The following is a 13,793-nucleotide window of genomic DNA, read 5'->3' on the forward strand; positions in this document are numbered from 1 at the left end:
CGGGCGGAATCTCAGGAAGGGTATTATCGGCTGGCCGTGCTTACGATGCGGTTTTTACCCTGTTGTTTAGCGGTATACAGCGCTTCATCTACGCTACCAATAAATTGTTCCAGCGGTTCGAAGTGCCACTCTCCCACCCCCGCGCTGAAGGTTACTCGCAGGTTCTCTTCCCGCCAGGTCCGTTTTTCCACGGCGGTGCGCCAGGCTTCCAGTAGCGCGTGCGCGGAGTTCATCAGCTCGGCCGGGAAAATCACCCCGAACTCTTCCCCACCGTAGCGGTAAACGGAAACGTGGTGAGGCTGCATGATCTGAATACCTTCGCGCGCCACGCTGCGCAGAACAATATCCCCGCTCAGGTGGCCCCAGGTGTCGTTAATAGATTTGAAGTTATCGATATCGACCAGCGCCAGAACGAAGGGTTGATGAGCGGTCAGCAGCTCATCCACATCGTTGTCGAAAGCACGGCGGTTCTTGCAGCCTGTCAGCGCATCATGGGTGGCCTGACGGACATAGGCCATCTCACGTTCCTTATTGGTTCGAATGGTATGGCTGAGCATCGCCTCAAGACGTGGCGCCTGATTGACGTCTCCGGTTTTGATGGCGTTGATAATGTTCATCAGCACAGAACGCGAGGCATGGCGCAGGTAGAGCCCGAACAGAATGATGATGATTGCCGCCAGCGCAAATCCCCAGCCGACGACGGTGGTTTCATGCCGGGTGATGACGGAAAGCGTGGCATCGGAGACCCGATAAATCACAAACCAGTCCGGATTGGTGAAAGAGTAGTAGTAATACCAGGTTTTACTTTTGGGGTCGAAAAGATGCCCTTCGCCGCTGGTCATTTTGTCCATCAGCGCTTCGCTTACGTACTGCTTAAAGAGCGCACCCGTGTCCGGATGCAGCACAACGGCGCCGTCACGTTCCACGACAAAAAACTCACCCTGAACCGGTGCCACCATCTGGCGCAGGGTATACCCCATGGAGGGTAAATCAAGATGGAAAGCGAGCGTGCCCTTCAGACGGCCTTCCGGTGAAATGACCGGTTTATAGAGGGTGACCGTAGGATGTTGGGTGAAATAGTCCAGATAGGGGCGGGTATAGTGAGGAAAGTTGCTGGCTTCCGCTTGCCCGATAAACCATGGGCGTGTTCGTGCGTCGAACGACCTACTCTTCTCCGTTGGCAGTACTTCCGGCGCGCGCAGATGGTGCCCTTCGGTGTCCGCCAGAGAGATAGACGACACCGTCGGCATCAGATTCTGCAAATGCATTAACATCTGCAAACCCTGTGCTGGATCGATATTTATCGTCTGATTCACTCTGTCGTCACGGGCGTAGTACATCGCAGCGCGACCAAGAATATAGTCGTTTTCTCGCAGAATGGATTCGGTATAGTTCACCGCCAGATTATGGGTGAAGTTACCATTAATTTTATGATAATCCTCAATAAAATCCTTCCGTTGTGAAAGGATGACCAGAATCGCGATTATCGCGAAACTGAACAGAATCCCCGCGAAGCTGACCATAATTGGTCGGGTAAAAGAGAGCTTTTTACTGTGGAGTGCCATGAGTTGTGCATCAATCCAGATGGTAGACGCGTTGCGTCTGTCGATATCCTCAGCATAGTCGCTGTCAGATTGCTGGTAGTAAATTATACAGAAAGCGATTTCCGACGGGTTGATTTATCTTAAGAGTAGATAAGAAACGACGTATTTATTTTATCAATTGAAATTTTGTTTAAGGGGCGGAGGGCAGGGCGAAACGAGGAAGAAGCATTTTCACCCTGGTCAGCGTCCGTTGCTGACGTGGTTAATCCTAATAAAACCGGGCAGATCTCCTCAATCGCCCGGCGTTGATCTTACGAGCCGTCTCGTAACCTTTCCGCATTGTTGCAGGCGGTTTCAGCGCAAATGCGAAGCTCTTCCCAGCCAGCTGTCCCAGTCTTTCCACACGGGCTGTAGCCCCTGTGCAGTCAGGGCTTCCGCCACCGCGTCGGGCCGTCGTCCGTCGTGCGGTGCAAACTGTTCCAGTTCCGGGCGATCGTCTGCGTAACCGCCCGGCTGCGTTTTGGAAAAGGCGCTGACGTTGTTGATCGCCAGAGGGATCGCGCGGTCGCGAAACGCGGGGGATTCACGCGTGGAGAGCGACAATTCCACTTCCGGCGCGAACAGGCGAAATGCGCACAGGGTTTGCACCAGCTGGCGCTCATCCATCAGCGAGGCGGGTTCAATGCCTCCCGTACACGGACGCAGCCGTGGGAATGAGATGGAATAGCGGCTTTGCCAGTAGTACTGCTGTAGCCACAGCAGATGCTCTGCCACCATATAGCAGTCAACCCGCCAGCTGTCGGACAGACCGATAAGCGCGCCCAGCCCAATTTTATCGATACCGGCGCGCCCCAGCCTGTCCGGCGTTTCCAGCCGGAAGATGAAATCCTGCTTCTTCCCTTTCAGGTGATGCCGGGCATAGGTCGCCTCGTGGTAGGTTTCCTGATAGACCATGACGCCGTCCAGCCCAAGGGTTTTCAGTTCCGCATATTCCTCTTGCGACAGAGGCTGCACTTCCATTTGCAATGAGGCAAATTCGCGGCGGATGGCCGGAAGATGCTGGCGAAAATAGTCCATCCCCACTTTGCCCTGATGTTCACCCGTCACCAGTAAGAGATGTTCAAAACCCATCTCACGAATAGCCGCACACTCGCGGGCGATCTCATGCTCATCCAGCGTTTTACGCTTAATGCGGTTGCTCATTGAGAAGCCACAGTAGGTGCAGTCGTTGGCGCACAGATTAGAGAGATAAAGCGGCACGTAAAAGCTCACCGTGTTGCCAAAGCGCTGGCGGGTAAGGCGTTGCGCGCGCTGCGCCATCGGTTCAAGGTATGCGCTGGCTGCCGGAGAAAGCAGGGCCATCAAATCCTCGCGGGTCACATGCCGGGCTGTTAATGCCCGCTCTACGTCCGCAGAGGTTTTACTGTTGATGCGTAAGGCAATATCGTCCCAGTTAAGCTGACGCCAGCGATCGGTAAAGGTAGCCATCAGAGTGCCTCCAGAAAACCGGTCAGCGGGCTGGTGGCCTGCGCCTGAAAGCTGCGCGAGCCGGGGCCGGACTGTCGTGCCAGCAGACCGGACTCCACGGCAAGGCGGAACGCACGCGCCATCATCACCGGGTCGTCGGCCACCGCAATCGCGGTATTGACCAGCACCGCATCGGCCCCCATCTCCAGCGCCTGCGCGGCATGACTGGGTACGCCGATGCCCGCATCCACCACCACGGGCACGGTCGCCTGCTCGATGATGATCTCCAGCATCGCGCGGGTCTCCAGTCCCTGGTTGGAGCCAATGGGCGCCCCTAACGGCATCACGGCCGCGCAGCCGGCCTCTTCCAGACGCTTACACAGCACGGGATCGGCACCACAGTAGGGCAGAACGGTGAATCCCTGCTGCACCAGCGTCTCTGCCGCTTTCAGGGTTTCGATCGGATCGGGCAACAGCCAGCGGGCGTCCGGATGAATTTCCAGCTTCAGCCAGCAGGTGCCGAGCGCTTCCCGGGCCAGATGCGCAGCGAAAATTGCTTCCTCGGCCGTTTTCGCACCGGAGGTATTGGGTAAGAGCGTCACGCCTGCCTCCAGTAACGGCGCAAGTATGGCATCGTTGTGCTGACGCAGATCCACGCGCTTCATCGCCAGCGTCACCAGCTGGCTGCCGCTTTCACGAATAGCATCCACCATTAGCTGCGGGGAGGCGAATTTTCCGGTTCCGGTAAACAGATGTGAATCAAAGACTTTGTCGGCAATACGTAACATCTCAGCCCCCTGCGATAACCTGAAACAGCAGGATCTGGTCGCCTTCAATGACCTGCTGATGTTCCCACCGCTCGCGCGGCAGGATCTGTTGATTGAGCGCCAGCGCCGTTCCCGGCTTCAGCTGGCGCAGCGTGTCGAGCAGGGCGGCAACGGTGAGATCGTCGTCGCACGTCATCGGCTCATCGTTAAACAGAATGCGCATCGCGGCCTCCGCATACCGGGCAGCGATTGGCGCGGTTTAACGCCAGATGGCGCCAGCCGCTGGAACGGGCGTCGAACAGCCGGAGCGTGTTGCGCTCTGTTTCCATGCCGCTGAGCAACTTGATGGCTTCCAGCGCCTGAAGGGTACCCATCACGCCCACCACCGGCCCAAGAATGCCAGCCGTGCGGCAGTTACGCTCCGGTTCAGCCTCGTCCGGCCACAGGCAGCGGTAGCAGCCCTGCGCCCACGGCGGCGTAAGCACCATTATCTGCCCGCCGAAACCGACCGCGCTGGCGGTGATCAGCGGCGTGTTCTGTGCAACACAGGCCGCATTAATGGCCTGACGCGTCGCCATATTGTCCGTGCAGTCCAGCACCACGTCGGCAAGGGCAACTTCGCGTTGCAGATCTTCTCCGCTCAGCCGCGTCTGGAGCGCCACCAGTTCAATATCGGGGTTAAGCTGGTTCAGCCGCTTGCGCGTAACCTGTGCTTTAGGCTGGTTAACATCTTCTGTCGTGAAGAGGATTTGCCGTTGCAGGTTGCTGAGGTGTACCTCATCGTCATCGGCCAGTACCAGCGTTCCCACGCCCGCCCCGGCCAGATACAGCGCGGCGGGCGCGCCCAAGCCACCCAAACCGACAATCAGTACCCGGCTGGCGAGCAGCTTTTGCTGCCCGTCAATGGCGATATCCTCCAGCAGGATCTGGCGGCTGTAGCGCATAAAATCACGATCTTTCATCGCCTGCTCCTGCCAGTTGTAAAAGCCGTGCGGTGGCGGCCTGCCAGTCTGCGGCCTGGGTGATAGCGCTGACGACGGCGATACTGCCGACGCCGGTTTCCAGCACGGCGGGCGCTCGTTCAAGGCTGATCCCGCCGATGGCGACGGTGGGGTAATCGGCAAGGCGCTTAACGTGGGCTGCCAGCTGAGCCAAACCCTGTGGGGCAGACGGCATCTGTTTGGTTTGCGTCGGGAAAACGTGGCCGAGGGCGATGTAGGAGGGGCGGGCCGCCAGCGCCACGTCGATCTCCATATCATCGTGGGTGGAAACGCCCAGCCGCAGACCGGCGTTACGGATTGCGTTGAGATCGGTCGTTTCCAGATCTTCCTGTCCCAGATGCACGCCATACGCCTGGTGTTTAACCGCCAGCCGCCAGTAGTCGTTGATAAACAGGCGGGCGTGGTAGCGACGTCCCAGCGCGATAGCGGCGGCCACATCGGCCTCCACCTCTTCGTCGCGTTTATCCTTGATGCGCAGCTGGAGGGTGCGAACGCCTGCCTCCAGCAAGCGCTCTATCCACTCCACGCTGTCCACCACCGGGTAAAGCCCTAAGCGGAAGGGGACGGGTGGGAAATCGGGCTGGTACATTACGCCTCCTCCTTTTTGAGGTAGATTTCGCCGCCTTTGGCGCGGAAGGTTTCGGACATGTCTGCCATGCCGACTTCAATGGTCTGCGCGGCGGCGTAATCGCGTACCTCCTGGCTGATTTTCATCGAGCAGAACTTCGGCCCACACATGGAGCAGAAGTGCGCGACTTTGCCCGATTCCTGCGGCAGGGTTTCGTCGTGGTAGGCGCGGGCGGTGAACGGATCCAGCGCCAGGTTGAACTGGTCTTCCCAGCGGAATTCAAAGCGCGCTTTGGACATGGCGTTGTCGCGAATTTGCGCGCCCGGATGGCCTTTCGCCAGATCCGCCGCGTGGGCGGCAATTTTGTAGGTGATCAGCCCCTGCTTCACGTCCTCTTTGTTTGGCAGCCCGAGGTGCTCTTTCGGCGTCACGTAGCAGAGCATGGCGCAGCCGAACCAGCCGATCATCGCCGCGCCGATCCCGGAAGTGAAGTGGTCATAGCCCGGCGCAATATCGGTGGTCAACGGCCCCAGGGTGTAGAACGGTGCTTCGTGGCAGTGCTCCAGCTCCTCGGTCATGTTGCGGCGGATCATCTGCATCGGCACATGGCCCGGGCCTTCAATCATCACCTGCACATCGTACTCCCAGGCGATTTTGGTCAGCTCGCCCAGCGTGTGCAGCTCGGCAAACTGCGCCTCGTCGTTCGCGTCACGGATGGAGCCAGGACGCAGGCCGTCGCCCAGCGACAGAGAAACGTCATAAGCGGCGCAGATCTCGCAGATTTCGCGGAAGTGCTCGTAGAGGAAGTTTTCCTGATGATGGGAAAGGCACCATTTCGCCATAATCGAACCGCCGCGTGAGACGATACCGGTCAGACGCTTCGCGGTCATCGGCACGTAGCGCAGCAGCACGCCCGCGTGAATGGTGAAGTAGTCTACGCCCTGTTCTGCCTGCTCCAGCAGCGTGTCGCGGAACGCTTCCCAGGTGAGGTTTTCGGCGATACCGTTTACTTTCTCCAGCGCCTGATAAATCGGGACGGTGCCAATCGGAACCGGGCTGTTACGCAGGATCCATTCGCGGGTTTCGTGAATGTAACGGCCGGTGGAGAGGTCCATCACCGTGTCCGCGCCCCAGCGCGTCGACCAGACCAGCTTTTCCACCTCTTCTTCGATGGAAGAGGTGACGGCAGAGTTGCCGATGTTGGCGTTGACCTTCACCAGGAAGTTGCGGCCGATAATCATCGGCTCGGATTCCGGGTGGTTGATGTTGGCGGGAATAATCGCGCGCCCGGCGGCTACTTCATCACGCACGAATTCCGGCGTGATGTTCTCCGGCAGGCGAGCGCCAAACCCTTCACCCGGATGCTGGTGGCGCAGCACTTCGCTGCGGATGCGCTCGCGGCCCATGTTTTCGCGGATGGCGATGAACTCCATCTCCGGCGTGACGATACCCTGGCGCGCGTAGTGCAGCTGGGTTACGCATTTGCCCGCTTTAGCGCGTTTCGGCGTCAGCAGGCCGGTAAAGCGCAGCGCGTCCAGACCGTCGTCGGCCAGGCGCGCGTTGGTATACGCCGAGCTGCGCACGCTCAGCTCTTCGCAGTCGTTACGGGCGTCAATCCACGGCTGGCGCAGTTTTGCCAGACCCTGCTGTACGTTGATAGCAACAGAAGGATCGCCGTACGGGCCGGAGGTGTCGTATACCGGCACGGCTTCGTTGTCTTCAAACTGCGGGCTCTCTTTGCTGCCGCCGATAAGCGTCGGGCTGAGCTGGATTTCGCGCATCGGCACGCGGATATCGGCCTGTGAACCGGTGATGTAGATGCGCGTTGAGTTCGGGAAAGCGGTGCCTTCCAGGGTGTCGATGAAGCGTTGTGCGTGTTCGCGCTGTTCGCGGCGGGTCAGTTTTGTTGTAGACATAGCTCATTCCAGATGTGAAGGACATGGCTTGTCAGACGACGGATGAAGCAAGAGAAGATCGCCCGAAGGCGATACAACAGCAGTGTGACTCTTGTTCCCTTCGCAGGTATTAACCTGATCAGGTTCCGCGGATCCCGAATTAACGGTCTCAGCCCGTGCTTTCACACTGGGCACTCCGACAAGAAAAATCCCCCTCCGCAGAGGGGCGAATGGTTGTAAATTACTCGTTAACGATTAAGAACTCAAGCAGGGCGCGCAACGTTATCGCTGGAGCTGATAGTCAGGTTGTTGTCCAGCACGAGGGCGATGAGCTTGTCTTCCAGCGTGAATCGCTCTTCCAGTGCTTCGCCAAGGTCGGAAAGCGCCTGCTGAAACTCAAGATAGTTATCGTGATCGATAGCGTTCTCCAGCGTGGAATCGTAGTAGTCCATGATCTGCTGGGTGTTGGCTTCAAGCAACGGACAGAGTTTACTGGCCGCTAAATACGGCGTTGTCCCTTCCATTTCGCGGATAATGCGTTCATAAAGGTTGAAATGGCCGTCGGAGAGGTAGTCGACCAGGCTCTGACAAAAGTCGTCCAGCGCTTTTTCATTGAGTCGCATAAAGGATTCTTTGCCAGGCTTAAGACCAACCAGATTGTAATACGCCACAAGGAGATGCTTGCGCACATGTAGCCAGCGATCCACCAGGGTGTTACTTCCTCCAACGCGCTCAGTCAGGCTTTCCAGCTGGTTTAACATGGTCGACTCCATAAGGTTTAAAATGGGATCTGCTTATCCAAAATGTAACCACAATGCTAACAACATGTCAGTGAAGCGAAGGTAGTGCAATAGATATGGATCGTATTATTGAAAAATCAGATCTGGGTTGGTGGATCGTCAGCCACGAACAAAAATTATGGCTGCCCTCAGGAGAGTTGCCCTACGGTGCCGCGGAAACGTTCGATCTGGTGGGCCAGTCCGCGCTGAAGATCGGCGAGTGGCAGGGCGATCCCGTGTGGTTGATCCAACAGGCGCGCCGTCAGGATATGGGATCCGTACGTCAGGTGCTGGATCTGGACGTCGGCCTGTTCCAGCTGGCGGGGCGCGGCGTACAGCTGGCGGAGTTTTACCGCTCGCACAAATACTGCGGTTACTGCGGCCACACCATGCACCCGAGCAAAACCGAATGGGCGCTGCTCTGCGGTCACTGCCGTGAACGTTACTACCCGCAAATCGCACCGTGCATCATTGTCGCCATCCGCCGTGATGATTCCATCCTGCTGGCGCAGCATACCCGCCATCGCAACGGCATTCACACCGTCCTCGCCGGGTTCGTGGAAGTCGGCGAAACGCTGGAACAGGCGGTGGCGCGCGAGGTGATGGAGGAGAGCGGCATTAAGGTGAAAAACCTGCGCTATGTGACGTCGCAGCCGTGGCCGTTCCCGATGTCCCTGATGACCGCGTTTATGGCGGAATACGACAGCGGCGAGATTGTTATCGATCAGAAAGAGCTGCTGGAGGCGAACTGGTATCGCTACGACGATTTACCGCTGCTGCCCCCGCCGGGAACGGTGGCGCGTCGCCTGATAGAAGATACCGTGGCAATGTGTCGGGCCGAGTATGAGTAGTGTTACACTGACGGACTGACGCAATAAGGAACTGCAAAATGACCGAACTGAAGAACGATCGTTATCTGCGTGCGCTGCTGCGCCAGCCCGTTGATGTCACCCCGGTGTGGATGATGCGCCAGGCGGGACGCTATCTGCCTGAGTACAAAGCCACGCGTGCGCAGGCGGGCGATTTTATGTCGCTGTGCAAAAACGCCGAACTGGCCTGTGAGGTGACGCTCCAGCCGCTGCGCCGCTTCCCGCTCGATGCCGCCATTCTTTTTTCGGACATTCTTACCATTCCGGACGCGATGGGCCTTGGGCTCTATTTCGAAACCGGCGAGGGGCCGCGTTTTACCTCACCGATCAAAAGCAAAGCCGACGTTGATAAGCTGCCGATCCCCGATCCGGAAGGCGAGCTGGGCTATGTGATGAACGCCGTGCGCACCATCCGCCGCGAGCTCAAAGGCGACGTGCCGCTGATTGGCTTCTCCGGTAGTCCGTGGACGCTGGCAACCTACATGGTGGAAGGTGGCAGCAGCAAAGCCTTTACCGTCATCAAAAAGATGATGTACGCAGAGCCGCAGGCCCTGCATGCCCTGCTCGACAAGCTGGCGAAGAGCGTCTCGCTCTATCTCAACGCGCAGATTAAAGCGGGCGCGCAGTCGGTGATGATTTTCGACACCTGGGGCGGCGTGCTGACCGGGCGTGATTATCAGCAGTTCTCCTTGTACTACATGCACAAAATTGTCGATGGTCTGCTGCGTGAAAACGAAGGCCGCCGCGTGCCGGTAACGCTGTTTACGAAAGGCGGCGGTCAGTGGCTGGAAGCGATGGCGGCCACCGGCTGTGATGCGCTGGGCCTCGACTGGACCACTGATATTGCCGATGCGCGTCGTCGCGTGGGGGATAAAGTGGCGCTCCAGGGCAACATGGACCCGTCCATGCTCTATGCACAGCCTGCCCGTATCGAAGAAGAAGTGTCGACTATACTGTCTGGTTTCGGCCAGGGCGAAGGCCACGTCTTCAACCTTGGTCACGGTATTCATCAGGATGTACCGCCAGAACACGCTGGCGTATTTGTGGAGGCGGTGCATCGGCTTTCTGCCCAGTATCACAAGTAAGGAGTGGTTATGGATCTCGCGTCGCTACGCGCTCAGCAAATCGAACTGGCTTCATCGGTGATCCGCGAGGATCGTCTGGATACGGACCCTCCGCGATACATTGGCGGGGCGGATGTCGGGTTTGAGCAAGGCGGTGAAGTGACGCGAGCGGCGATGGTGGTGCTGAAATACCCGTCGCTGGAGCTGGTGGAGTACAAGGTGGCGCGTATCGCCACCACCATGCCCTATATCCCCGGCTTTCTCTCCTTCCGCGAATATCCCGCGCTGCTGGCCGCGTGGGAGCAACTCTCGCAAAAACCCGATCTGCTGTTTGTGGATGGGCACGGCATCTCCCATCCGCGTCGCCTGGGCGTTGCCAGCCACTTTGGTCTGCTGGTAGACGTGCCGACCATCGGCGTGGCGAAAAAACGCCTGTGCGGCGCGTTTGAGCCGCTCTCTGCCGAACCGGGCGCGCTGGCGCCGCTTATCCATAAAGGCGAGCAGCTGGCGTGGGTCTGGCGCAGTAAAGCGCGCTGCAATCCGCTGTTTATCGCAACCGGGCATCGGGTCAGCATGGACAGCGCCCTGGCGTGGGTGCAACGCTGTATGAAGGGCTACCGCTTACCTGAGCCTACCCGCTGGGCTGACGCCGTTGCCTCTTCACGTCCGGCATTCATTCGTTGGCAGGAAATTCAGCCGTGATTCAGGTAAACTGCGGCTAATTTTCGATTCGAGACATCATCATGTTACAAAACCCGATTCATCTGCGCCTTGAGAAGCTGGAAAGCTGGCAGCACGTGACGTTTATGGCTTGCCTGTGCGAGCGCATGTACCCCAACTATGCCGCGTTCTGTAAGCAAACGGAGTTTGGCGAAGGCCAGATTTATCGACGTATTCTGGATTTGATCTGGGAGACGCTGACGGTCAAAGACGCAAAGGTAAACTTCGACTCTCAGCTTGAAAAGCTGGAAGAGGCAATTCCTGCGGCGGACGATTACGACCTGTATGGCGTCTACCCGGCTATCGATGCCTGTGTGGCGTTGAGCGAGCTGATCCACTCCCGTCTGAGCGGTGAAACCCTGGAGCACGCCATTGAAGTCAGTAAGGCATCCATCACCACCGTCGCGATGCTGGAAATGACCCAGGAAGGCCGTGAAATGACCGACGAAGAGCTGCGTGCTAACCCGGCGGTTGAACAGGAATGGGATATTCAGTGGGAAATTTTCCGTCTGCTGGCGGAGTGTGAAGAACGTGATATTGAGCTGATCAAAGGGCTGCGCGCGGACCTGCGCGAGGCCGGCGAGAGCAATATTGGTATAATTTTTAACCAATGAGACAACAAAACGTGATTTAACGCCTGTTTTGTCACTCCTCGACTCTTCCCTTTCGCCCCCCGTCTGGTCTACATTTGGGGGGCGAAAAAAAGTGGCTATCGGTGCGTGTATGCAGGAGAGTGCTTTTTTGGCATTTTCGTCGCACTCGATGCTTAGCAAGCGATAAACACATTGAAAGGATAACTTATGAACAAGACTCAACTGATTGATGTAATTGCGGACAAGGCTGATCTGTCTAAAGTGCAGGCTAAAGCTGCTCTGGAATCTACCCTGGCTGCTATTACTGAGTCTCTGAAAGAAGGCGATGCTGTACAACTGGTTGGTTTCGGTACCTTCAAAGTGAACCACCGCGCTGAGCGTACTGGCCGCAACCCGCAGACCGGTAAAGAAATCAAAATCGCCGCAGCTAACGTGCCGGCATTTGTTTCTGGTAAAGCACTGAAAGACGCAGTTAAGTAAGACGCGTGGCAGTGAACAGTTTTAACGAAGGGGCGGCAACGCCCCTTTTGTCATTCTGGCGTGGACCGCTCGCGCTGGCAGGCGTACTGTTGCTGTCTGCCTGTAGTCATGATTCCTCACTCCCCCCGTTTACCGCCAGCGGCTACGCTGACAACCAGGGTGCGGTCAGGATCTGGCGCAAAGATTCCAGCGATGAAGTGCATATGCTTACCGCGTTCAGTCCGTGGCATAACGGCAATACCTCGACCGCAGAATACCGCTGGCAGGGCGATGCGCTGTCGCTCATTGAACTGAATATCTACAGTAAGACTCCCGAACACGTGAAGGTGCGTTTTGACGACCACGGCGAGCTGAGCTTTATGCAGCATGAGGTCAGTGGACTGAAACAGCAGCTTTCCAGCGATCAGGTCGCGCTCTACCGCTACCGTGCTGAACAACTTCGCCAGACCAGCGATGCGCTGCGTCAGGGCCGCGTGGTGCTGCGCCAGGGGCGCTGGCATGCCGACGGCACGGTGACCACCTGCGAAGGGCAGACAGTGAAGCCTGAGCTTGAATCCTGGGCAACCGAACACATTCAGCGTCGTCAGCGGCATTCATCTGTGGAGGTGAGTGTGGCATGGCTGGAAGCGCCGGAAGGCTCTCAGCTGTTGCTGGTGGCGAACGAAGATTTCTGCACCTGGCAGCCGACAGAAAAGAGTTTTTGATTTAAGTCCCCTCTCCCTTGAGGGAGAGGGTTAGGGTGAGGGGGAAATTACTCCCCCTGCTCCCGCGCAATGGCACGATAGCCGATATCCTGGCGGCTGAAGCTGCCGTTCCAGTGAATATCCGCCATCAACGCATAGGCGCGCTTCTGCGCCTCTGCCACGGTATGACCCAGTGCGGTCGCACACAGCACGCGTCCACCATTAGTGAGCACGCGGTCATCGTCAGAGAGATTTGTACCGGCGTGGAACACCTTCGCACCGTCAATCTCTTCCAGCGGCAGACCGTGGATCTCATCCCCGGTGTTGTAGCTACCCGGATAGCCACCCGCAGCAATCACCACACCTAAAGAGGCACGCTCGTCCCACTCGGAAGTTTTCTCATTCAGCTTGCCTTCGCACGCCGCCAGACACAGATCAACCAGATCGGACTTCATGCGCAGCATGATCGGCTGAGTTTCCGGATCGCCGAAGCGGCAGTTGAATTCAATCACCTTCGGGTTACCCTGCTTGTCGATCATCAGGCCTGCGTAGAGGAAACCGGTGTAGGTATTGCCTTCCGCCGCCATCCCTTTTACGGTTGGCCAGATGATGCGGTCCATGGTGCGCTGGTGTACTTCGTCAGTGACCACCGGAGCAGGGGAGTAAGCACCCATCCCGCCGGTGTTTGGACCCGTGTCGGCATTGCCTACGCGCTTGTGATCCTGGCTGGTGGCCATCGGCAAAACGTGCTCGCCGTCGACCATCACGATAAAGCTCGCCTCTTCGCCGTCGAGGAACTCTTCAATCACGATGCGATGACCCGCATCGCCAAAGGCGTTGCCGGCCAGCATATCGTGAACGGCGGCTTCGGCTTCTTCAAGGGTCATCGCCACGATCACGCCTTTCCCGGCGGCCAGGCCGTCGGCCTTAATGACAATCGGTGCGCCTTTTTCGCGCAGGTAAGCCAGAGCAGGCTCTACCTCGGTGAAGTTCTGATATTCCGCCGTCGGGATGTTATGACGCGCGAGGAAATCTTTGGTGAAGGCTTTTGAACCTTCCAGCTGTGCGGCACCTTCCGTTGGGCCGAAAATTTTCAGGCCCGCGGCGCGGAAGGCATCTACAACGCCGATCACCAGCGGCGCTTCCGGGCCCACAATCGTCAGATCGATATTCTCGTTCCGGGCAAAGCTCAGCAGCGCCGGGATATCGGTTACGCCGATGGCGACGTTCTGTAGCGCGGGCTCCAGTGCGGTACCGGCGTTACCCGGTGCCACAAAGACGGTTTCAACCTGCGGAGACTGCGCTGCTTTCCACGCCAGGGCGTGCTCGCGCCCGCCATTACCAATCACTAATACTTTCATTT

General features: G+C 57.8%; 15 protein-coding genes and 1 riboswitch. Of the genes, 6 read left to right on the forward strand and 9 right to left on the reverse strand.

Annotated elements, in window-relative coordinates; genetic code table 11:
• Nucleotides 1-23: 23 nt before the first annotated feature.
• The 8 genes from ACQG11_RS10810 to ACQG11_RS10845 all read right to left on the reverse strand — a co-directional run bounded on the left by ACQG11_RS10810 (nucleotide 24) and on the right by ACQG11_RS10845 (nucleotide 8,003).
• Entirely contained in the window at nucleotides 24-1,565 is a 1,542-nt protein-coding gene (locus tag ACQG11_RS10810) for a sensor domain-containing diguanylate cyclase (RefSeq protein ID WP_045309136.1), read from the reverse strand.
• Nucleotides 1,566-1,898: 333 nt separating this feature from the next.
• Entirely contained in the window at nucleotides 1,899-3,032 is a 1,134-nt protein-coding gene (thiH, locus tag ACQG11_RS10815) for a 2-iminoacetate synthase ThiH (RefSeq protein WP_022646704.1), read from the reverse strand.
• The gene (gene thiG, locus ACQG11_RS10820; RefSeq protein ID WP_022646705.1) at nucleotides 3,032-3,799 is read right to left on the reverse strand and encodes a thiazole synthase; all 768 of its coding nucleotides are present in this window, start codon (nucleotides 3,797-3,799) and stop codon (nucleotides 3,032-3,034) included. Before thiG ends, thiH begins: the two co-directional genes overlap by 1 nt.
• A 1-nt stretch (nucleotide 3,800) precedes the next feature.
• Nucleotides 3,801-4,001, reverse strand: coding sequence for a sulfur carrier protein ThiS (gene thiS / locus ACQG11_RS10825; RefSeq protein ID WP_032626499.1), 201 nt, complete (start codon nucleotides 3,999-4,001; stop codon nucleotides 3,801-3,803).
• Nucleotides 3,985-4,740, reverse strand: a complete 756-nt coding sequence (gene thiF / locus ACQG11_RS10830) for a thiazole biosynthesis adenylyltransferase ThiF (RefSeq protein ID WP_023299072.1) — start codon at nucleotides 4,738-4,740, stop codon at nucleotides 3,985-3,987. Before thiF ends, thiS begins: the two co-directional genes overlap by 17 nt.
• Nucleotides 4,727-5,368: a thiamine phosphate synthase gene (thiE, locus tag ACQG11_RS10835; protein ID WP_063854389.1), complete on the reverse strand. Its 642-nt coding sequence runs from the start codon at nucleotides 5,366-5,368 to the stop codon at nucleotides 4,727-4,729. The genes thiF and thiE overlap by 14 nt, the downstream gene beginning before the upstream one ends.
• Nucleotides 5,368-7,263, reverse strand: coding sequence for a phosphomethylpyrimidine synthase ThiC (gene thiC, locus ACQG11_RS10840; RefSeq protein WP_193543906.1), 1,896 nt, complete (start codon nucleotides 7,261-7,263; stop codon nucleotides 5,368-5,370). Before thiC ends, thiE begins: the two co-directional genes overlap by 1 nt.
• Nucleotides 7,264-7,341: 78 nt before the next feature.
• Nucleotides 7,342-7,451, reverse strand: a riboswitch (TPP riboswitch).
• A gap of 54 nt (nucleotides 7,452-7,505) precedes the next feature.
• Nucleotides 7,506-8,003, reverse strand: coding sequence for an Rsd/AlgQ family anti-sigma factor (locus ACQG11_RS10845; protein ID WP_022646709.1), 498 nt, complete (start codon nucleotides 8,001-8,003; stop codon nucleotides 7,506-7,508).
• Nucleotides 8,004-8,098: 95 nt separating this feature from the next.
• Between ACQG11_RS10845 and nudC the strand changes: the two genes are divergently transcribed.
• From nudC to ACQG11_RS10875, 6 genes are all read left to right on the forward strand, one after another.
• Nucleotides 8,099-8,872, forward strand: coding sequence for an NAD(+) diphosphatase (gene nudC / locus ACQG11_RS10850; protein WP_022646710.1), 774 nt, complete (start codon nucleotides 8,099-8,101; stop codon nucleotides 8,870-8,872).
• Nucleotides 8,873-8,910: 38 nt separating this feature from the next.
• Nucleotides 8,911-9,975 carry a uroporphyrinogen decarboxylase gene (hemE, locus tag ACQG11_RS10855; protein ID WP_180243906.1) on the forward strand — a complete coding sequence of 355 codons (1,065 nt, stop codon included), beginning with the start codon at nucleotides 8,911-8,913 and terminating at the stop codon, nucleotides 9,973-9,975.
• Between the two features lie 9 nt (nucleotides 9,976-9,984).
• Nucleotides 9,985-10,656: a deoxyribonuclease V gene (nfi, locus tag ACQG11_RS10860; protein ID WP_003862312.1), complete on the forward strand. Its 672-nt coding sequence runs from the start codon at nucleotides 9,985-9,987 to the stop codon at nucleotides 10,654-10,656.
• A 41-nt stretch (nucleotides 10,657-10,697) separates the two neighbouring features.
• On the forward strand, nucleotides 10,698-11,288 hold the full coding sequence (locus ACQG11_RS10865) for a YjaG family protein (RefSeq protein WP_022646712.1): 591 nt from the start codon (nucleotides 10,698-10,700) through the stop codon (nucleotides 11,286-11,288).
• 186 nt (nucleotides 11,289-11,474) lie between these two features.
• Nucleotides 11,475-11,747 carry a nucleoid-associated protein HU-alpha gene (gene hupA, locus ACQG11_RS10870; protein ID WP_002445246.1) on the forward strand — a complete coding sequence of 91 codons (273 nt, stop codon included), beginning with the start codon at nucleotides 11,475-11,477 and terminating at the stop codon, nucleotides 11,745-11,747.
• Between the two features lie 11 nt (nucleotides 11,748-11,758).
• The gene (locus tag ACQG11_RS10875; protein WP_022646713.1) at nucleotides 11,759-12,451 is read left to right on the forward strand and encodes a DUF1481 domain-containing protein; all 693 of its coding nucleotides are present in this window, start codon (nucleotides 11,759-11,761) and stop codon (nucleotides 12,449-12,451) included.
• A gap of 47 nt (nucleotides 12,452-12,498) precedes the next feature.
• Here the strand turns inward: ACQG11_RS10875 and purD are convergent, their stop codons facing one another.
• Nucleotides 12,499-13,791 (reverse strand): phosphoribosylamine--glycine ligase, encoded by a 1,293-nt coding sequence (purD, locus tag ACQG11_RS10880; protein WP_426728361.1) that lies wholly within the window; start codon nucleotides 13,789-13,791, stop codon nucleotides 12,499-12,501.
• Between the last annotated feature and the right edge of the window lie 2 nt (nucleotides 13,792-13,793).

Source organism: Enterobacter cloacae complex sp. 372C4 (assembly GCF_050030615.1).
GTDB classification, from domain to species: Bacteria; Pseudomonadota; Gammaproteobacteria; order Enterobacterales; family Enterobacteriaceae; genus Enterobacter; species Enterobacter intestinihominis.

Coding starts and splice junctions, on each gene's coding strand:
- ACQG11_RS10810 (WP_045309136.1), bottom strand. CDS start 1,565: ATGGCACTCCACAGTAAAAAGCTCTCTTTTACCCGACCAATTATGGTC.
- thiH (WP_022646704.1), bottom strand. CDS start 3,032: ATGGCTACCTTTACCGATCGCTGGCGTCAGCTTAACTGGGACGATATT.
- thiG (WP_022646705.1), bottom strand. CDS start 3,799: ATGTTACGTATTGCCGACAAAGTCTTTGATTCACATCTGTTTACCGGA.
- thiS (WP_032626499.1), bottom strand. CDS start 4,001: ATGCGCATTCTGTTTAACGATGAGCCGATGACGTGCGACGACGATCTC.
- thiF (WP_023299072.1), bottom strand. CDS start 4,740: ATGAAAGATCGTGATTTTATGCGCTACAGCCGCCAGATCCTGCTGGAG.
- thiE (WP_063854389.1), bottom strand. CDS start 5,368: ATGTACCAGCCCGATTTCCCACCCGTCCCCTTCCGCTTAGGGCTTTAC.
- thiC (WP_193543906.1), bottom strand. CDS start 7,263: ATGTCTACAACAAAACTGACCCGCCGCGAACAGCGCGAACACGCACAA.
- ACQG11_RS10845 (WP_022646709.1), bottom strand. CDS start 8,003: ATGTTAAACCAGCTGGAAAGCCTGACTGAGCGCGTTGGAGGAAGTAAC.
- nudC (WP_022646710.1), top strand. CDS start 8,099: ATGGATCGTATTATTGAAAAATCAGATCTGGGTTGGTGGATCGTCAGC.
- hemE (WP_180243906.1), top strand. CDS start 8,911: ATGACCGAACTGAAGAACGATCGTTATCTGCGTGCGCTGCTGCGCCAG.
- nfi (WP_003862312.1), top strand. CDS start 9,985: ATGGATCTCGCGTCGCTACGCGCTCAGCAAATCGAACTGGCTTCATCG.
- ACQG11_RS10865 (WP_022646712.1), top strand. CDS start 10,698: ATGTTACAAAACCCGATTCATCTGCGCCTTGAGAAGCTGGAAAGCTGG.
- hupA (WP_002445246.1), top strand. CDS start 11,475: ATGAACAAGACTCAACTGATTGATGTAATTGCGGACAAGGCTGATCTG.
- purD (WP_426728361.1), bottom strand. CDS start 13,791: ATGAAAGTATTAGTGATTGGTAATGGCGGGCGCGAGCACGCCCTGGCG.